This is a genomic window from Frankia sp. CeTa3Moorea (assembly GCF_978021225.1).
Genome location: NZ_CDXDOR010000051.1, coordinates 14025 through 32412, shown reverse-complemented (window position 1 = coordinate 32412; position 18388 = coordinate 14025). Strand labels below are relative to the sequence as shown.

Genomic DNA, 18388 nt, shown 5'->3' with positions numbered 1-18388 from the left:
ACGCCTCGACCACCTCGCCGCGTACCTCGGACAGTTCCTGGCGCAGCGTACCGATCAACATCACGAGCTCGTCATACGACGGCACGGGCTGATCGACGGATGGCACGTGATCAACCTCTAGGGCTGTCACCCACCGCGAGCACCCCGGCGCCACAGCGGATATCACTCACACGACCCGACCTGCGACAACGCTAAACGATCGAGCTACCTGACCAGTAACAGCGCTGGTTCCATCTACCCAGCGAGCCGGGGACGGCCCATCACGAGCTGGACTTCCGCGTCGGCGGGCACGAGATCGCCCGGGGCACGTTCGCCCCCACCGGCGTTCCGGAACAGATCGAGTACCACGCCCAGTTTCTCGATGTCGTTGCCGACGAACGCATCGTGTTCACCTACACGGTCGTTCTTGACGGTCGCCGCCACTGGGTGTCGCTCGTCACCGTTGAACTGGCCGCCGACGGTGGCGGCACCTGCGTGACCCGCACAGAACAGTACGCGTTCCTCGCCTTCACGGATGACGGGCGGTCAGGGGCCATACCCGCCTGTCAAACCACTGCGGAAGCCTCATTGACCAGCCGGCAGACAGCCGGACGCCAATGGCCAAGTTCCGGTACCGCGACGTCGGCTCGCTTGGCATTGTCGTCCCACCGACGCAACGCGAGGGCGAGGTCGGCATGTGGCAGGCGAAGGAAGTCATCGACTTCTTTGCCAGTCATCGGGCCGCCTTGGATGCGTAGGCTTCGGGTGGAGGCTGCGGACAGGCTGTTGGCGTAGGCGGGGTCGGTGGCCACGAGATAGCGCTTGGCTTTGACGTGCAGCGCGACCGGAGTGCCGAGATCGGGGCCGAACCAGCGGGTCAGGTAGCGTGCTCCGACGATTTCGTGATGGAGGTCTTCGGCGAGGAAGTCGTGGTGCGCGTCGTGTTCGTCGAGGAGGAGATGGCCGATATCGTGCAGCAGCGCGGCGACCTGCGCGGCCTGGTCATAGCCGTCGGCTTCGGCGAGGGCGGCGGTTTGCCGGGCGTGTTCGAGTTGGGTGACGGTTTCGTCGTATTGACTTTGGCCAACGGCGGTGAGGTAGGCGAACAGTTCATCGCAGAACTCGTCCGCGCCAGTGAAGGTGCCGTGGAGGAGCCGGTCGGTATTCATGCAGATTCCTCGGTGCCCCGGGCGCTGACGTGGCTGTCGCCGGTGAAGTGGCCGATGAGGCTGATTCGGTCGGTGCCGGCGGCTAGGCGGTGCTGCTTTTCCTGGTAGTAGTGGTGGCGGTGGTCACCGTCGGAGGCTGCGTTGTAGGTGAGGTAGATGGCCCGGCGACGATGTGGTGAGGTGTTGACTCCGGAGCGGTGCGGGACGTACCAGTTGAACCAGAGCAACGACCCAGCGCGGACTGGGACGGGTTTCCAGAGGAGGGTCTCGGCGAGACTGGCGGGGATGCAGCCGACATCGTCGGTGGGGAGCGGCTCGTGGTGCATGCCTTCGACGACGTCCAGGCAGCCATTGTCGGTGGTGGAATCGTCGATAGCGATCATGCAGGTGATGGTGGACCGGACAAAGGGGTAGGCGGGCGCGTCCTGGTGTGGGGCGAACCCGGCGCCGCCGGGTTCCTTATAGTTGATCTTTTCTTTGTAGAGGACGGCGGGCTCGCCGAGCAACATGCTGGCAATGTCGAGCAGCGTGCCCCGGGTGAGCAGGGCACGCATGCCGTCATGGAAGGGCACGATGTTCTCGGTGCGGCACCGCACCGAGAACCCGTCCCCGGTGGTCTCGTCGTACTGCAGCAGACCGTCCTCGCTGCCCGGCAGGGCCTCGATCTCATCGATCCAGCGTCGCACCTCCCGCAGGCACTCCGGGCCAAGGAAGCCGTCCATGAGAAGAACGCCCCTGGCCTGCCAGGTCGTGAGGTCAAGGGAATCGGTCAGCAACGTGAGCCTCCGAGGAGCCGGTCAACCAGAACGTCTGTGTAACTCTTGTATCATGAATACACGCTGCGATGCAACTTTGTTACAGCGACCGAGTCAAGATACGAGAGGCTTACCGAGAGGAAGTCCACGGCCACCGGTCTCGCTCCACATAAGATCGACGTACAGGTAGACGGCGACGGCAACGAAGGCGAAGACCACGTACCCGCCGAGATGGATGAAGGTGGTGTTGGCCTCCAGGGTGCCGACGAGCAGCAGGACGAGGGCGACGTCGACCAAGCCGAGGAGCAGGGTGAAGCTCCAAGGTAGCCGTATGGTGACCAGAGTGAGCATGGCAATGGTGACCAGCCAGCAGATCAGCCAGATGGCTTGCGTGTGCACGATCTGGGCATCGGGGATGCCGTACCAGTTGTGCCCGAGTCCGAGGGCGAGTGCGGCGTAGCTGGCGTAGAAGCCGAAAAAAACGGCGAACAGGCTAGCCGAGGCATTTTGCCCGAGCGCGGCGGCCCAGACGGTAGCCAGCAGCAGCCCGATCGAGGTTGCGGCGAGGATGGTCGGGATGCCGGCGGCGGCGGCCTCGGCGGGCACGTAGCCGGCGTCGACCAGGCCGAGTCCGAGCGCGCCAGCAATGGTAAGCGGGATGCCGACGATGCCGGGGTTGCCTCGCAGCGGGTTCGTGACCGGTGGGTCGGGCGGGGTTTCGGCCTCGGTCAGTAGCGGTACATGCGTTGCCACCGATGCGGGCGGGGCATCAACGGTCATGGCGGATCGCCTTTCTGTTCAGGGGATGACTGGGCGCGCGTGGGAGCCGTGAGACGCGTGGGGCGCGCGGGCCAGCACGAAGGCGGGTTGCGGTGTGCCGGTGGATCAGGTCAGCTCTCGGCGGCGAGCAAATCTGCGTGGTGGAGTTGCGCGACGTCGGCGTGGGCACGCAGCCGCACCTTGAGGATGTTCTCGCCGTAGGTGGCGAGGATGGGGTTGTCCAGGTCAGCGCTGTGTCCGCCCGTTGCCTGGGCGGCAAGTTCGGCGGGCAGGTCGATGGGAGTGAGGGTGGCGTCCAGGCGCGGGTTGAAGAAGTAGATGACCGAGAATCGCCGCACGCCAGCGGGTGGGCTGATGACGCGGTGGACGGTGGCCTTGAGGTAGCCGTGGGTGGCGAGCTGCAGCATTTCGCCGAGATTGACGACCAGGGCGCCGGGCAGATGCGGGACGTCGAAGAAGCATCCGTCGCGCTCCACCTGCAGTCCACCGACGGCGTCTTGCAGGACGAAGGTGAGCAGCCCGAAGTCCCGGTGGGTGCCAACGCCTTGATGATCGCCGCCAGGTCCGGACGGAGGGTAGTGGATGGCTTTGATGGTGGCCTCGGGGTCTGGGTCGACCCAGCTGTCGAACCGGTCGTCAGGTTGGCCGAGGCTGGTCGCGAGGGCACGCAGCAGGCGGTTCCCGACGGTGTCCATCTGCTCGTGCCAGATGAACATCGTGGCGCGGAACTGCGGTATTGCGACTGGCCACTGGTTCGGACCGAGCAGTCGCCGCCATGGCGGATCGGCAGCCGTCAGTGCCGGGGTGGGGCGTTCCGGGCCGAGGTCGATCTCCTCGCGCCGGTCGGCCCGACCGTTCGTGAGTTCACCACCCAGTGGGGTGTAGCCACGGAAGTGTGGCGACCGGGTCATCGCGATCGCCATTCGATCGGCTTCGGGCAGAGCGAAGAACGCTCGGGTGACCTCCTCGACCTCCCGGAACAGGGTGTCACCGATGCCGTGCCCCACCAGGTAGAAGAAACCCACGTCATGGCAGGTCTCGCGCAGTCGCTCAAGGAACCGGCTGCGCACCGCGGGATCAGTGCCAGGGTCGAACTCGCGCAGGTCGAGCACCGGCAGCGCCGCGTCGTGCTCGGTCGTGCTGTGGGTCGGGGTGGTGCTGGTCATGACCACAGTCGATCGCTGGCCAGTCGAGCGCCGGCGGTGAGGGATTCGAGTTTCGCCCAGGCCAGGCTCTCGTCGACGGCGAGGAAGGTGGCGAAGGACGCGAAGCCGCAGTCGGTTCCGGGGATGACGCGCTCGCGGCCGACGATGTCGGCGAAGCGGGTGATGCGCTGGGCGATGAGTTCGGGGTGTTCGACGTAGACGCTGGAGGTGTCGATGACACCCGGGATGAGGACCTTCTGCTCGGGAATCTTCGCGTCGGCCAGCACCTGCCATTCATGTGCGTGGCGGTGATTGGCGGCCTCGAATACCAGCCCATCGGCCTTGAGCTGAATGATCGTGTCCAGGATGACGTCCAGGCCGACGTCCTTGTGGTGCGGGCCCTGGTAGTTGCCCCAGCACAGGTGCACCCGCACCCTCGCCGGGTCGATATTGCGTAGCGCGTGGTTGATCGCCTCAACGTGCACGCGCAGCCGGTCCAGGAATCCCTGCTCGGACAGGTGCGCGTACTGGATGTGCCGACCCATCGCCAGATCCGGGGCGTCGATCTGCAGGACCAGCCCGGCTGCGGTGATCGCCTCGTACTCGGCCCTCATTCCTTCGGCCAACGCGAACAGGTACTCATCCAAGCTGGCATAGAACTGGTTCGGAAGATAGAGCGCGATAACTCCAGGTGACGCGGCATTCATGAACCGCTCGGCCGGCTGACCCGATCCTGCCGAGATTGAGCTGACGCCGGCTGCGAAGTTGGCCAGATCGGTATCGAGCAAGGCGGTGCCGGTGTAGCTGATCGGACCGGTACAGGTCGGTGTCGCGGTCTCCAAGCCGGCCAGGGAACGTTCGGCCATGCCAGGGTAGTCGTCCAGATCAGCGATCGACAGGCCGCCGCCCTCGGGAACGGCAACGTCCACGTCGAAACCGGTGAGGCGTTCTTTGACGTAGGTGGCGTACCCGATCTTGCTCATTTCGCCATCGCTGATCACGTCCAGCCCGACCTGCGCCTGATGGTCGACGACCACGCTAACCGCGTCCGCGATCCGCTCGGGCAGGTACTCGGCGTCCGCGACCGAGAGGGTCTCCTGTTCCCGGGCCCGGATCAGCTCGGCCAGCCCGGCCGGTCGGGGCAGGCTGCCGGTGTGCGTGGTCAGGATGCGGTCGCTGCTGAGTTTCATGACAGTTCCTCCATCAAGTGGACTAAGCGGTACAGACGGTTCCGGACAGCACCGGCCACCCGGACAGCCTCGTCGAGGCCGCCCCCTGTGACTGCGGTGGCGGCGCGAGGCCGGGTGGGGTCATGACGGTGACACTGACAGGCCAAGGGAAACTTTATCTGAACAACATCTTACTTCCGTAAGGAAATTTTATACATAATGATGCGAAGGGTTGTAAATGATCTATTGTCGGAGGCTAGACTCAGGCATGCAGATCATCGGCGCCGTGCTCACCATCCACGGCAACGCGCTCGCAGGGATCGCGGTAAGCGACGGGCGGACCTGGACGTTCACTCGCGACGACGGCTCGTTCAGCCTCCGCACCGTGCCGGGGCGCCCGGTCTGGGCCCGGCGCCCCAACGGCTGGACGGGCCGCTGGTGGCAGCACCCGGCAGCGGGGGAGCCGGTGCTGTTTCAGCTGCACCCAAGCCGCGCCGGCGGCGATCCACAACCACCCTCGGCTCCCTCAGGGGAGCTGCGATTCGCGCACATCACGGACACGCATGTCAGCGCGATCGACGGCGACCCGTCCCAGGCGGTCGAGCTCGCCGCCCGCTACGGCGACCAGACGGACACCACCAGCGGCCTGCACCACGCGCTGCGGACCGCAGCCGACCACGGCGCGGCATTCGCCGTGATCACCGGTGACCTCACCGACCACGGCACACCCGAAGAGTTCAGGCGCGTACTCGACTCCCTCGCCGCAGCGCCGCTGCCGGTAGAGATCGTGCCGGGTAACCACGACCATTACGGCCACCGCCACCAACCCCACCCCAGCGACACCCCCCACGGTGGCGGGTTTCTCGGCGCGGCTACCCTCACCCGCTACGAGCAGGCCATGGGCCCGCGCTGGTGGTCAGCTGACCTGGCCGGCGTGCACCTCCTCGCCCTGGACTGGTTCAGCGCCTGGTGCGCGATCGATGACACCGATCAGCGACGCTTCATAATCACCGATCTCGCCACCCGAACCCCCGGGCTGCCAGTCGTCGTGCTCACCCACGACCAGCCCGACCACGACACACTCGAACTGATCCGCTACAGTGCCGCACCCGACAGCCTCCTCGCCGTCCTGTCGGGACATTGGCATGCCGACGCGCAGCGCAACGTCGGCGGCTGTCACCTGCTCAGCACGCCCGCAGCCAGCTTCGGCGGACTGGACTGGTCACCACCGCAGCTCCGCCTCATCACCCTCACCCCCGGCTTGAGAACTATGGATCTACGGCACGACACGATCCCGGCGCTACCGAAACCGCCACGGTCACCGACCACGTCTCGCGCCGATACCCCGACCTCGCCCCGCACCACCAGCCACTCGATCGGCGCCCATCAACATCTGGGCACCCTCGCGACCATCGCCGGCACCGTCATCGCACCGAGCACCGACACCCACGGCGCAGGACACCTGACCCGCCTACACCCCTCCAACACCGGCAGTAACGACAGCCGAGTCGACGTGCTGTGGACGGTGCGCGCCGCAGACGACCCCATCACCGGCGTTCTCGCCGGCCATGACCAGATCCTGGCGTGCAGCCATGCGGGCACCCTCACCGCGCTCGCCCCAGCCACCGGCGCACCCCATTGGACCCGACACCTCCCACACCGGCAGCGACGCCGGCTGCTAGCCACCCCCATCCTCACCGCGGCGGGCCGGCTGATCGTCGGTGACGTCGGCGGCGTCACCTGCCTGGACCTCGACACCGGGGATATCGCCTGGCACCGCGACCAGCTCGGCCAGGTCGACACCCTGCTCACCTACGGAACCGGTCTGGCCACCGACCGCTTGGCCGTGCTGCCCCTCGGCGGCCCCACCCCGGGCCTGACCGCCCTGGACCTGCGCGACGGCACCATCGCCTGGACCGATCCGCCCGGCACACCACCGCCCTCCAGCTCGCTGGTCGCCATTGACGGGACCGATGCGCTGCTGCTCCGTACCGCCGGACCCACCCTCGAGCGGCTGAACCTCTCCACCGGCCAGACTCGGTGGCGCACCACCCTGACCGGCCGCTTCTCCACAGCCGCTCCCCTGGTCACCGACGAGGCAATCGTGCTCGTCACCGGCGACGGCATCGCTCACCGGCTCGACCCGGATCACGGCGGCATCCTCGACCGCCAGCACCTGCACGGGCTGCGCCCCGCCTACGGTCCCTACCGGTCCACTGGTACCGGCGCGCCCACCACTGCCGTCCATACCCCACTCGGACCGATAATCGTGCTGCTCGATGGCAGTATCTGGCAACTGGACAGCCCCGCTGGTCCGCTGCTGGTCGGCGACGTCGCGGCGCCCGTCACCACCCAGCCTGTCCTGCTCGGATCGAACACCCTCGTCGTGCTCAGCACCGACGCGGTCGTTCACCTGCTCGACATCAACGCCACCGCAACCCGCCCCATGCTTGCCGGTCCGGCATCGCGGTCTGCCTCATGACCAGCGCCATCCGCAACCGAATTCTGGCACCTACCCGCGGGACCGCCACCCACCGTAGTCCCAGGCCTGATTTGATCCTAAGTTCCTGGGTATTAGACCAGGAGATGATCATTCCACACAGGGGGAGGTGATTTAATGACGTCTGAGCCGAGGAGAACCTTGTCGGACGTTTCGTCGGACTACGTACTGGATGCCGGGTTCGATTCGCTACTGGGCACGCAACTGATCGATTTCAGTCCGACGGCGATGGTAATTATCGATCCGGATCTGCGGGTGCGACGAAGCAACCGGTCCTTTCGGGAAATATACGGCCTGTCTCCCGAGCAACTGGCGGGAACATCCATCCCCGAGCTGCTGCCGGATATGGACCCGCGGGTGTGGAAGCTTGCCCGGTGGGTCCTGGCCAGCGGTGAATCAGTTGAAGACACGGAGATCATCGGTAGGAACGTGGCTTTCCCGCAGGAGGAACGCACCTGGCGCTTTTCGCACTTTCCGCTCCGGGACTGTGAGGGGGTGCCCGCGGCGGTTGGCGTGACGCTGGTCGATGTGACGGATCAGCGCCGTGCCGAGCGGAAGCATGCGGAAGCAGAGCGGCGACTGCGGCTGCCCACCCGGGCGAGCACACTCGTCGGGCGATCCCTGGAACTGGACGCCACACTGGCGAGTATAGCCGATTTGATGGTACCGGAATTCGCCGACACCTGCAGCGTGTACCTGCTCGACGAACCCCTTGACACAGACGCCAGACCGGAGCTGTTGGAATTGCGCCGCGCCATAAAAACACGCGTTTCCGGTCCGCCCTTGCAAAGTTGCGACATCCCGTTCTCAGCTGCCGGAGAGATCCTTTACTGCCACCGAAACTCTCCGATCTACCAAGCCTTTGCGTCGGGTCGCCCGTTTCACCACGCGGCCGACGATGAATCGTTGATCAGTCGAGATGGCCGCCAACCTTGGTGTACGTATCTCAGCCGCCATCGCCAATGCCCGCGCGTACGCTCGCGAGCGGGAGGTTTCTGTCACGCTGCAGCGCAGCCTGCTTGCACCCGACATCCCGGCCGTGGCCGGAATGGACATCGCCTGGCGGTACGAGCCGGGCTCCCTTCCCGGCCGGTCGCCCTGCGCCGAGCCGGGTCCGCCGATCGACGCCGAGGTGGGCGGGGACTGGTTCGACCTCATCCCGCTCTCGGCGGGTCGGGTAGCTCTCGTCATCGGAGACGTGGCCGGCCGCGGTGTGACCGCCGCCGCCGTCATGGGTCAACTCCGCACCGCCAGCCGGGCGTTCGCCTCACTCGATCTGCCCGCCGACGACGTACTCACCCACCTGGACAACCTTGCCCAGACCATCGGGGCAGGGCCTGACGGTGCCTTGGCGAGCTGCGTCTACGCGATCTTTGAGCCCACCACCGCGACGATAGTCCTCGCCAACGCCGGCCACCCCCCTCCCGCCCTGCGTGATCCCGATGGCCGGGTCCGCCTCCTGACCGGCGGGGGCGGCGCGTTTCTCGGTATCGGCGGGCAAGTTTTCGTCCAGACCTGCTACCCGTTCCCCGTCGGGGCGACGCTCGCGCTCTACACCGACGGCCTCCTCGAGTCACGCGATATCGATATCTTCCAGGGAATCGGCCGGCTACAGCACGCTCTCGCGGACGCCGGCACCGCGGACGCCACCGCCGACCGGCTGATGCGCCTGGTCGATCAGGCCAATCGAGACGACGACGTGGCGCTCCTGCTCGTCCGGGCCGCCGCGGCCATCAACACTCGCACCCTTACCATCCCTCTCACCCTCGACCTCAGGGCCGTCGGACAGGCTCGCCACGCCGTCAACGCCGCGCCGCGTCGCTGGCAGCAGCCCGAAACCATCGAGACCGCGGAACTACTGGTGAGCGAGATCGTCACCAATGCGATCCGCTATTCCCGAGTCCCCGGCGAACTCGTGCTCCGCAGCGTCCCGACGGCCCTCTACATCGAGGTCTCCGACAGCGACAGTCACCTCCCCCGTGTCCTCCACTCCAACGAGCAGGAAGAACACGGTCGTGGCCTGATCCTCGTCGATGCACTCGCTGCCCGGTGGGGCACCCGCCCTACCCACTCCGGCAAGACGGTCTGGTGCCAACTCGACACCGGCACTGACACCGGCCCGGAAATCTTCACCTAGATCTCGTCCACGAACCCGCTGTCCCCAGGCGCGTGACGGCGCGTCGATGCATCCTCGGAAGCCCCGGGGTGGGACGCCGCCTCAGCGGCGAAGCTCTCAGCCGGGCCGGTCGGACACCCTGACCTGCACTGTGTGGTCCCTGCCGTCTCGGTGGACGCCTAGCGTCACCATGTCACCCGGGGATACCTCGCGGAGCCTGGCGGAGAACTCCCCGGCGGAGGCGACCGACTTGCCGTTAAAGCTACGGATGACATCACCGGGTAGAACACCTGCCTTGCCCGCGGGCCCGCCGCGCACGACGGCCAGCACGAGCGCCCCGGCACGCACGTCCAGTCCGAGCCGCTCAGCGATCGCCGAGGTGAGGGTGGCGAGCTGGACGCCGACGAAGGCGTGCTTCACGGTCCCGGTGCGCAGCAACTGCTCAACGGCGTCAACCGCGGTCGCGGACGGTATCGCGAAGCCCAGCGACGAGGCTCCGGTCGACGGTGGGATGTAGGCCTCGTTGATGCCCACGACCCGGCCTTGGCTGTCCAGCAGCGCCCCACCGGAGTTACCGGGCGAGATCGCCGCATCGGTCTGGATAAGGTCCACCAGCGGCCGCCCCTGCCCGCCCTGCTGACCGGAGACGGGAAGGTTCCGGTTCACGCCGGAGATGATCCCGGCGGTGACGCTGTTCTCGAATCCCAGCGGGCTGCCGATCGCCACCGCCAACTCGCCCACCTGGGGCAGGTCCTTACGGAACGTCGCGGCGGGTAGGCCGGTCCGGTTCACCTTCACCACGGCGATGTCGCTGATCTCATCGGCGGCCTGTACCCGACCGGCCACCCGGCGGCCGTCGGCGAAGGCCACCTCGGCCTTTCCACCGGATGCCTGGGCAATCACATGCTGGTTGGTGACGATGACACCGTCGGCGCGGTAGACGATGCCGCTGCCCAGCTCGTTCCCGACCAGGATGGTGACAACGGACGGCTCGACGTCGGAGACGATGCCCGCAACGGCGCCGAGCCCGGCTCTGTCCGCGGCGGCGGCTCGGTCCGCCGTCGGCGAGCCGGGCCCGCCGCCAGTACCGCAGCCGGTGGCGCCCACCAGCATCGCGGCAGCGGCGACGATCCCACTGATCCAGCCGGTCAACCGGCTCACGCTCCTGCCATACCCGCCAGAAGCTCCTGCCATACCCATCAGAACAGCCCGAACGCACAGCGGGCGGGGCCGGCGCACACAGCCCAGCGCATCGACCCGTCCGGCCCGGTGCTGTGGTCCGCCTCGCCGTACGCCGCGGTCATCGGACCCGGAACCGTTCGGCGTCCCACTGCCGCACCGACAGGCCCAGGCCGCACCGCGACCGATCCGGGACCAGCGTCCCGTCCGGCCGCGTATCGAGGACCCCGTCGAACAGCAGATGTTCGACCCGGACGTGGTCGTGGAAGTACTCGAGGTGCCGCAGATGCCACACCGCGGTGCAGGCGTGCACGCTGACCTGCGGCGCACAGTGGGCGGACAGGTCGATCCCCCGCGCGTCGCACAGCGCCGCCGCCCGCAGGAACCCGCTGATGCCGCCGCAGCGGGTGACGTCCACCTGCAGGCAGTCGACAGCACCCGCGGCCAGCAGCCGTTCCAGACCGGACAACGTGTAGCCGTACTCGCCGGCCGCGATGTCCATCCCCGCCGGGCCGCGGTCCCGCAGCAGCCGCAACCCCTCCAGGTCGTCGGAGCTGACCGGCTCCTCGAACCAGCGCACATCCTGCTCCGCGAAGATCTCCGCCAGCATCAACGCCTGCTTGCGGCTGTACGCCCCGTTCGCGTCCACATAGAGCTCGACGTCGGATCCGACTGCCCGCCGGGCCACAGCCACCCGCTTCCGGTCCGCCGCCGGGTCCCGGCCGACCTTCATCTTCACCCGCGGGATACCCGCCGCCGGCCCGGACCGTCACCACCACCAGGGTGACGGAACCCCACTCCAGCGTCCCGTCCGACGCGGGCTGCTCGGTCGGCACCAGGTAGGCGGCGACCTCCACGCTCTCAACCGCTGGCATGCCTGCTGTCTCCCCGAAACCGCGGCCCGCCACGCCTACCCGGTCGCCCAGACCGCCGCCCCGGGACGGGGTGGGCGGCCCTCCGGCACAAAATCCTCCTCCGAACGTTCACCTTGGCTGGCGAAGCCAAGAGACAACCTCGGCCCCCGCAACCCGCCGGTCACCTCAAGGCACCAGTGGCAGTCGCACCAGCCTTCGGCGGGACCGAGTCACCAGGGCGGTGCCGGCTCTGCCGGCGAGCGCCCAGGCGGTACAAAGCGAGCATGCTCGCGGCGTGCAGGCAGTCCACAGCGACGCCAAGCCGGCCCGGCGGTAGCAGGCTCTGGACGAGATGGCGGGCTCCCAGCACCCGCACGGCTGCCGGCCGGGCGCGGCTGGAGGAGTGGGCCGCCCGCGGCCCGCAGAACCAGCCCGGGCTGCGCCACCAGCAGGATCCCCCACCCGGTCCGCATGGCCCTGATCGCCGCCCACCCGGTCCGACCGATCCGCCACATTGTTGGTCCCGCACATTGTTGGTCCCGCGGCTGGTTCCAGGCCGCGGGACACCGCCTCGGCTGCCACGATCCGTACCGTGGTCAGGTCCCCTGTTCGGACCGTTCCCGCTGCTCGTGGCCTTCGGCTTCCCTCTCGTGGGCCTGAGCCTGAGCCCGGGCCTCTTCCGCCTCGCGCTGCTCCCGGCCCTTCTCCTCCTGCTGCTGCCCCTCCTGCCGCAGCCCTTCGCTGCCGGTCACATCGGCTGCCGCTTCCTTGATCTTGCCTTTCGCCTCTTCGAATGCGCCCATGAGTGAGTGTTCCCTCCTGACTGACTTTTTTGGCAATCTTGGTGTCACCTACGGCGGCCGATCGGCACGGGCCACCAAGATAAGCGTTCCCACCTGGGCGGACGTTCTCCCCTACCGCTGGGATTCGTCAGGCAACCGAAAGATCAACAGGCTGGCCCGGCGCGCCCGTCGCCGGCCCCCTACCGGTGCCGGGGCATCCGGTCGGCCCCGACTCCCATGCCGGCCCCAACTCCCATGCCGGCCGCGGTGACCACGGCGGCGGCCGCGGACACGCCGGCGAGCACCCCGCGGCGGTGCTGGCTGAGCCAGAGTTCCGGGCTGTGGGCGTGGGCGCGGTCGTCGAAGTCGCCGTGCGCGCCGTGGTCGCCGGGCACCGGATAGAAGATGTTCTCGCCGAGCATCGGGTTGTGGTCGTCGGGTGCCTGCTGGCTGGCGTAGCCGGTGCGGGCGAGGTAGCGGTCCAGCAGCGCGGGCGCGATCCGGTTGCCAAGGATGGTGGCGACGGTGGAGGCGCCGACCCACATGCTGCGCCGTGGGTGCTCGGCCGCGTGGACCACCGCACGCGCGCCCACCTCGGGCTGGTAGATCGGCGGGACGGGCCGCGGGTGGTGACGCAGCCGGGAGAGCACCCAGTTGAACTGGACGGTGTTGAGCGCGGGCATGTGTACCATCACAACCCGCACGTTGCTGCCGTCGTGCAGCAGTTCGGTCAGCACCGACTCGGTGAAGCCGACGATGGCGTGCTTGGCTCCGCAGTAGGCCGACTGCAACGGGATACCGCGGAAGGCGAGGGCGGAACTCACCTGGATGATCACCCCGTGGTCACGTGCCATCATGTGCCGCAGCGCCGCACGGGTTCCGTTGACATGGCCCAGGTAGGTGGTGACTGTGGCGCGTTCGAACTCCTCCGGGGTGATCTGGGGAAAGGGAGCGAAGACGCTGGCCATCGCGTTGTTGACCCAGACGTCGACCGGCCCCAGCTCCGCGCGCGCCCGCTCGGCGGCCTCCTGCACGGCCGCGGCGTCGGCGACGTCCGCGGGCAGCGCGAGGCCGCGCCGGCCCGCCGCCGCCACGTCCGCTACCGCACCGGCCAGACCATCCTCGCCACGGCCAGGACACCCACGTCGTAGCCGCGACGCGCGAACTGCCGGACGATCGCCCGACCGAGCCCCGCCGAACCCCCGGTGACCACCACCACTCCGCGCCGGCCGCCCGGCTGGTCAGCTGATCTCCGCATCATCCCTCCGTCCAGTCCCGGGATACGTCCAGTGCCGGGATATTCAGTGGTCACGGATCCGCTGTCCCGCGGCGCGGGCGGCCAGGCCGCCCGCGACCGCCACGGCAACGCCGAGACCGGGCAATACCGCCAGCGACGCGGCCCGTGGCGACGAGGGCCGCTCGACAGCCTGCTCCGGCCGGGCTGCCGGCACGTCGCCGAACCGGGCCATGGCCACCACTTCGGCGAGATGGACGGCCTGCCGCCCACCGGCCTCGCCCTGCTCGATCTGTGTGCGGCAGCTGAAGCCGTCCGCCAAGACCAAGGCGCCGTCGGGCGCGTCGCGCAGGGCGGGAAACAGCACCCGCTCCCCGCAGGCCTGTGACACGTCGTAGTGGCCCCGCTCGCAGCCGAAGTTGCCCGCGAGTCCGCAGCAGCCCGAGTCCAGCACCCGCGGGTCCATCCCCATCTCGCGCATCAGCGCGGTGTCCGCGTCGAAACCCAGCACCGCGTGCTGGTGGCAGTGGGTCTGGACCATCGCGGGCCGGCCCAGCGACGGAGGTTGCCAGCCGGGCGTTCGGTCGTACAGCAGCTCGGCGAAGGTCAGGGTCTGCTGGCGCAGCCGGGAGACGTCGGGGTCGCGCGGGAACAGTTCCTCGGCGTCTGAGCGGAAGACCGCCGTGCAGCTCGGTTCGAGCCCGACGATCGGCGTCCCGGCCCGCAGGTACGGATGCAGCAGCCGGGTCGTGCGCCGCAGCACCCGCTGCGCGGTGGCCAGCTGGCCCGTGGAGATCCAGGTCAGGCCGCAGCACACCGTCCCGCCGGGCATCACGACCCGCCAGCCGGCGTCCTCCAACACCTCGATCGCCGCCTGCCCGATGTGCGGGTGGAAGCGGTTGGTGAGCCCGGGCGCGGTCGCGAGCGCGTTCACCGTCCGGGGCGCCAGGGAAGCGAGCCTGGCGGCCAGCGGCAGCCATCCCATCGAGTAATGAGCCAGCGGCCGGATGCGCGCCGCATAGTGGTGGGCCAGAAACTCGGCCTTGTAGGTGGCCATGTCCACGTTCACCGGGCAGTCGCTCTTGCAGCCCTTGCAGGCCAGGCACAGGTCGAGCGCGTCACGCACCGCTGTCGAGCGCCAGCCGTCGCGGATCGGCGAGTCCGGGTGGCCCGCCAGCATCTCGAACAGCAGCCGGGCTCGGCCCCGAGTCGAATACTCCTCCTCCCGGGTGACCATGTAGGACGGGCACATCACACCGCCGCCCTCGCGGCGGCAGCGGCCGACCCCGACGCAGCGCAGCACCGCCCGGCTGAAACTGCCCCCGTCATGTGGGTAGCGGAAGAAGCTCTCCGTCTCGGCGGGTTCCCAGTCCGCGCCCAGCCGCAGTTTGTCGTCAATCGGATAGGGAGCCACGACCTTGCCGGGGTTCATCCGGTTCCCCGGATCGAAAATCGCCTTGAACTGACCGAACGCGCGGACGATGTCCGCGCCGAACATCTTCGGCAGCAGCTCGCCGCGCTGCTGGCCGTCGCCGTGCTCCCCGGACAGCGACCCACCATAGGAGGCGACCAGGTCCGCGGCCCGTTCCAAGAACTCCCGATAGCTACCCACCCCAGAGGCGGTGACCAGGTCGAACGGGATCCGGCTGTGCACGCAGCCCTGCCCGAAATGGCCGTAGAGCGACGCCTCGGAGAACCCGAACTCGCCGTACAGCTTGCGCAGGTCGCGCAGGTAGTCGCCGAGCCGGTCCGGGCTGACCGCGCTGTCCTCGAACCCGGGCCGGGTCGTCGAAGAACGACGCCACCGGCGGATGCGGCGAGGAGCACAGGTCGTCCAGCATCGCCCGGGCCTTGCGGTCGGCCTCCTCGGTTGTCTGGCCGCCGAACTGCACGAGCAGCCAGCCGGCCGATCCCTCGGGCAGCAGCGCCAACGCCTCCGGGTACAGGTGCTTCTCCCACTCGAAGTGGATCAGCCTGTCGTCCAGGCCCTCCAACGCGATCGGGTCGTGCGGCAGCACCCGCCGTACCGCGTCCCCGGCCGCGGCGATGTCCGGGTAGCCGAGCACGACCAGCGACTGTGCCGGCACCACCGGCACCAGTTCCAGCTCGGCCCGCAGCACCGTGACCAACGTCGACTCGCTGCCGACCAAGGCCCGCGCGACATGGAAGTGCTTTTCTGGCAGCAGGCTGTCCAGGTTGTAGCCGGACACCCGCCGCGGCACCTCCGGATAGCGCCGCCGGATCTCGGCCAGATAGTGGTCCCGCAGCTCCCGCACCTGCCGGTACACCTGCGCCCGACGGCCTCCCGCACGCACGGTCTCGACATACTCATCGTCGGATGTCTCCCCCACCCACATCCGGGTCCCGTCATACAGCAGCACCTCCAGGCGGGCGATGTTGTCCACCATCTTGCCGGCCCGCTGTGCCGTCGACCCGCACGAGTTGTTCCCGATCATCCCGCCGAGGGTGCAATGGCTGTGCGTGGCCGGCTCCGGCCCGAACCGCAGCCCATGCGGCGACAGCAGGTCGTTGAGATGGTCCAGTACAATGCCCGGCTCCACCACGCACCGCCGGCCATCCGGATCCACCGACAACAGCCCGGTGCAGTACTTCGACCAGTCAATCATCACCGCCGCGTTCGTCGGCTCCCCCGCCAGGCTCGTCCCCCCACCCCTCGACAGCACCGGCGCGTCATGCTCCCGGCACACCGCGACCGCCTCGGCACCCGCCTCCACCGGCCTCGGCACCACCACCCCGATCGGCACCTGCCGGAAATTGGACGCGTCCGTCGAATACGCCCCCCGGGTGCCGGCGTCGAACCGCACCTCACCATCCACCCGCGCCGCCAGATCCCGCTCCAACGCCGCCGCGCTCACACCACCCGAACGCATCGCCCGGACCCGCCGTACCAGGTCAGGAAGCCGGACCGCGGTCATATCGGCCACCCCGCGCCCATTCCCGCGCCAGGCCTGATCCCCAGGTCGATCGGGAAGTCGCGCCTACCCACCCCTCTCCCGCGAGCGTCCCGCACCGACTCTCCGTCAGGCACTCTCCGTCAGGCACTCGACAGGCCACCGCCTCGGCCATTCCCGCACCGGCGACCGGCCAACCATCCGCCCCCACCCACGGCCGCTCCCGGCTACACGCCCTCCTTACGGGTCACCGGCATTGCCCGGGCGACGCCAGCCGCGGCCAGCCCACTCGATCGAGATTGGGCGCCCCTGGTAGCCGGCCGAGGCGGACCCCGTCCCAGGGGCGCGCGCCGGGGCGCTCACCTCGCGACGCAGCTGGTCCAGCCCGGCGGACAGCCGCCCGGCCAGGTCCGCCGTCGGCGGCACAAGGCTGGGATCCGTCGTCACCGAGAGGCAGAGCTCGTCCCGCCAGCCGAGTGCCCCCACCGCAAGCGGCACGCCTTCGGCGAGGGGGACCAGCGGGTAGGTGTCGAGCAGTGGCAGGCCGACGAACTCCCGCGGGCCCGCCGCGCCTGGAAGGTTCGACACGATCATTCCAATCTGCCGACCCTGATAGACGCTGCGAGCCGCGGGTCCGCGCAGCGGCGCCGGCAGGGCACCTATCACCCGCAGGGCCGCGCCGGCCGCGAGGATCCGCCCCGGGCGCCGCGCCCGCCGGCCACCGGCGGTAATCGCCCGCAACCGCCAGGACACTGGCATCGGGTCGAGCGGCAGGTCGAGCTGCACCGCCGTGGTCGCGTTACCCAGGTCGTCGCCGATGGCGGTGCCTGTCGTGCGCAGAGAGATCGGCGTGATGGCACGGACCGCCGCACCGCACGGCTGGCCCTGCTCGGCCAACAGCTGGGCCGTGGCCTGTGCCACCATGGCGAGCAGGACGTCGGTCACGCGGGCGTTCGCGGCCCGCGCGACTGCCCGAACCTCGGGCAGTCGCAGCCGCACCATCCGCACCCGGCGAGCCGGTCCCGATCGCCCAGACCAGGGGAAGGGGGGCGCGGCTCCGTCCAGCCCGAGCCGCACCATGCCGGTGGTCACGGCCGCCCATCGCGCGGGCGCGGGCGAGGCGGGCAGCGAATCCGGCCGCACGGCTCCGGGCGGTGCCACAGCACGCAGATCCTCCGGACCGTCCAGGAAACGGTCCAGCAGGGCGATCGCGCGAACGCCATCAGCGATGGCGTGGTGCAACACGACCACGACCGCGGCTTCCGCCGGCCCGACACCTCGCACGAACCACATCCGCCACAGGGGACGGTCCCGACGCAGCGCGACGGCCGTGGCCTGCGAGACGAACCGTTCGAGCCCGGGCCGGCCGGCGCCGGGCGGCAGGGTCACCTCGCGGACATGCCAGGACAGGTCGATGCTCCGGGCCAGTTCCCATCTGTAGCCGGACAACGGCCCCGGCGACACGACTCGTCGCAACATCGGGGGAATATCCGCCAGGCGCCGAGCGACATGGGCGCGGATGTCGGCGAGCGTGGGCGAGGAGCTGCCGGGGAGGAGTCTCAGAACCGCGACGCCCCCGACCTGCTGCGGGCTGCGGGGGCCTTCCACCTCGAGGAAGAAGGCATCGGCCGCGGGCATTCGGCGCCGTTCCCGCGGCTGGCTGTATCCCGGCCCCTCCGGACGAGCTCGCGCCCCCGCCCCGCCGCGGTCACGGGCAGCCGTCCGCACACCCGACCTCCGCACACCCGACCTCCGCACACCCGACCTCCGCACACCCGGCCCCCGTCTACCCGGCCGCTGGCCCTGGCGCTGGC

At 69.0% G+C, this 18388-nt stretch carries 14 protein-coding genes and 3 pseudogenes; 4 read left to right on the top strand and 13 right to left on the bottom strand.

Annotated features, from left to right (window positions below):
* Window positions 1–267: 267 nt before the first annotated feature.
* Window positions 268–429 (top strand): annotated as a pseudogene (locus tag AC08OV_RS11510) (hypothetical protein); the annotation flags it as partial.
* Between the two features lie 116 nt (window positions 430–545).
* Here AC08OV_RS11510 and AC08OV_RS11505 read toward each other — a convergent pair.
* The 5 genes from AC08OV_RS11505 to AC08OV_RS11485 form a co-directional block, all read right to left on the bottom strand.
* A complete protein-coding gene (locus AC08OV_RS11505) occupies window positions 546–1148 on the bottom strand; it encodes a phosphonate degradation HD-domain oxygenase (protein ID WP_476615303.1) in 603 nt (200 codons plus the stop codon).
* A complete protein-coding gene (locus tag AC08OV_RS11500; RefSeq protein ID WP_476615304.1) occupies window positions 1145–1924 on the bottom strand; it encodes a phytanoyl-CoA dioxygenase family protein in 780 nt (259 codons plus the stop codon). Before AC08OV_RS11500 ends, AC08OV_RS11505 begins: the two co-directional genes overlap by 4 nt.
* Window positions 1925–2017: 93 nt before the next feature.
* Window positions 2018–2683, bottom strand: a complete 666-nt coding sequence (locus tag AC08OV_RS11495; RefSeq protein WP_476615305.1) for a GPR1/FUN34/YaaH family transporter — start codon at window positions 2681–2683, stop codon at window positions 2018–2020.
* 110 nt (window positions 2684–2793) lie between these two features.
* Window positions 2794–3849: an isopenicillin N synthase family dioxygenase gene (locus AC08OV_RS11490; RefSeq protein ID WP_476615306.1), complete on the bottom strand. Its 1056-nt coding sequence runs from the start codon at window positions 3847–3849 to the stop codon at window positions 2794–2796.
* A complete protein-coding gene (locus AC08OV_RS11485; protein WP_476615307.1) occupies window positions 3846–5018 on the bottom strand; it encodes a cobalamin-independent methionine synthase II family protein in 1173 nt (390 codons plus the stop codon). The genes AC08OV_RS11490 and AC08OV_RS11485 overlap by 4 nt, the downstream gene beginning before the upstream one ends.
* A 247-nt stretch (window positions 5019–5265) precedes the next feature.
* On the opposite strand from AC08OV_RS11485, the gene AC08OV_RS11480 reads away from it, so the two are divergent.
* The 3 genes and pseudogenes from AC08OV_RS11480 to AC08OV_RS11470 all read left to right on the top strand — a co-directional run bounded on the left by AC08OV_RS11480 (window position 5266) and on the right by AC08OV_RS11470 (window position 9634).
* Complete coding sequence (locus tag AC08OV_RS11480) at window positions 5266–7479, top strand: outer membrane protein assembly factor BamB family protein (RefSeq protein WP_476619642.1); 2214 nt, start codon at window positions 5266–5268, stop codon at window positions 7477–7479.
* A 135-nt stretch (window positions 7480–7614) separates the two neighbouring features.
* Window positions 7615–8043: pseudogene (locus AC08OV_RS11475) on the top strand (PAS domain-containing protein); the annotation flags it as partial.
* A gap of 373 nt (window positions 8044–8416) precedes the next feature.
* On the top strand, window positions 8417–9634 hold the full coding sequence (locus AC08OV_RS11470; protein WP_476614688.1) for an ATP-binding SpoIIE family protein phosphatase: 1218 nt from the start codon (window positions 8417–8419) through the stop codon (window positions 9632–9634).
* A 96-nt stretch (window positions 9635–9730) separates the two neighbouring features.
* Here the strand turns inward: AC08OV_RS11470 and AC08OV_RS11465 are convergent, their stop codons facing one another.
* From AC08OV_RS11465 to AC08OV_RS11430, 8 genes and pseudogenes are all read right to left on the bottom strand, one after another.
* Complete coding sequence (locus AC08OV_RS11465; RefSeq protein ID WP_011436419.1) at window positions 9731–10774, bottom strand: S1C family serine protease; 1044 nt, start codon at window positions 10772–10774, stop codon at window positions 9731–9733.
* A gap of 139 nt (window positions 10775–10913) precedes the next feature.
* A complete protein-coding gene (locus tag AC08OV_RS11460; RefSeq protein ID WP_476614687.1) occupies window positions 10914–11525 on the bottom strand; it encodes an enolase C-terminal domain-like protein in 612 nt (203 codons plus the stop codon).
* 717 nt (window positions 11526–12242) lie between these two features.
* Entirely contained in the window at window positions 12243–12449 is a 207-nt protein-coding gene (locus tag AC08OV_RS11455) for a hypothetical protein (RefSeq protein WP_476608019.1), read from the bottom strand.
* A gap of 179 nt (window positions 12450–12628) precedes the next feature.
* Complete coding sequence (locus tag AC08OV_RS11450; RefSeq protein WP_476614686.1) at window positions 12629–13522, bottom strand: SDR family oxidoreductase; 894 nt, start codon at window positions 13520–13522, stop codon at window positions 12629–12631.
* 5 nt (window positions 13523–13527) lie between these two features.
* The gene (locus AC08OV_RS11445; protein ID WP_476614685.1) at window positions 13528–13686 is read right to left on the bottom strand and encodes an SDR family NAD(P)-dependent oxidoreductase; all 159 of its coding nucleotides are present in this window, start codon (window positions 13684–13686) and stop codon (window positions 13528–13530) included.
* 43 nt (window positions 13687–13729) lie between these two features.
* Window positions 13730–15475 carry an FAD-binding and (Fe-S)-binding domain-containing protein gene (locus AC08OV_RS11440; RefSeq protein WP_476614690.1) on the bottom strand — a complete coding sequence of 582 codons (1746 nt, stop codon included), beginning with the start codon at window positions 15473–15475 and terminating at the stop codon, window positions 13730–13732.
* 67 nt (window positions 15476–15542) lie between these two features.
* Window positions 15543–16553 (bottom strand): annotated as a pseudogene (locus AC08OV_RS11435) (FAD-binding oxidoreductase); the annotation flags it as partial.
* Between the two features lie 261 nt (window positions 16554–16814).
* The gene (locus AC08OV_RS11430) at window positions 16815–18212 is read right to left on the bottom strand and encodes a wax ester/triacylglycerol synthase domain-containing protein (RefSeq protein WP_476619641.1); all 1398 of its coding nucleotides are present in this window, start codon (window positions 18210–18212) and stop codon (window positions 16815–16817) included.
* Window positions 18213–18388: the final 176 nt, after the last annotated feature.

Coding starts and splice junctions, on each gene's coding strand:
- AC08OV_RS11505 (WP_476615303.1), bottom strand. CDS start 1,148: ATGAATACCGACCGGCTCCTCCACGGCACCTTCACTGGCGCGGACGAG.
- AC08OV_RS11430 (WP_476619641.1), bottom strand. CDS start 18,212: ATGCCCGCGGCCGATGCCTTCTTCCTCGAGGTGGAAGGCCCCCGCAGC.
- AC08OV_RS11455 (WP_476608019.1), bottom strand. CDS start 12,449: ATGGGCGCATTCGAAGAGGCGAAAGGCAAGATCAAGGAAGCGGCAGCC.
- AC08OV_RS11445 (WP_476614685.1), bottom strand. CDS start 13,686: ATGCGGAGATCAGCTGACCAGCCGGGCGGCCGGCGCGGAGTGGTGGTG.
- AC08OV_RS11480 (WP_476619642.1), top strand. CDS start 5,266: ATGCAGATCATCGGCGCCGTGCTCACCATCCACGGCAACGCGCTCGCA.
- AC08OV_RS11490 (WP_476615306.1), bottom strand. CDS start 3,849: ATGACCAGCACCACCCCGACCCACAGCACGACCGAGCACGACGCGGCG.
- AC08OV_RS11470 (WP_476614688.1), top strand. CDS start 8,417: ATGGCCGCCAACCTTGGTGTACGTATCTCAGCCGCCATCGCCAATGCC.
- AC08OV_RS11460 (WP_476614687.1), bottom strand. CDS start 11,525: ATGAAGGTCGGCCGGGACCCGGCGGCGGACCGGAAGCGGGTGGCTGTG.
- AC08OV_RS11495 (WP_476615305.1), bottom strand. CDS start 2,683: ATGACCGTTGATGCCCCGCCCGCATCGGTGGCAACGCATGTACCGCTA.
- AC08OV_RS11485 (WP_476615307.1), bottom strand. CDS start 5,018: ATGAAACTCAGCAGCGACCGCATCCTGACCACGCACACCGGCAGCCTG.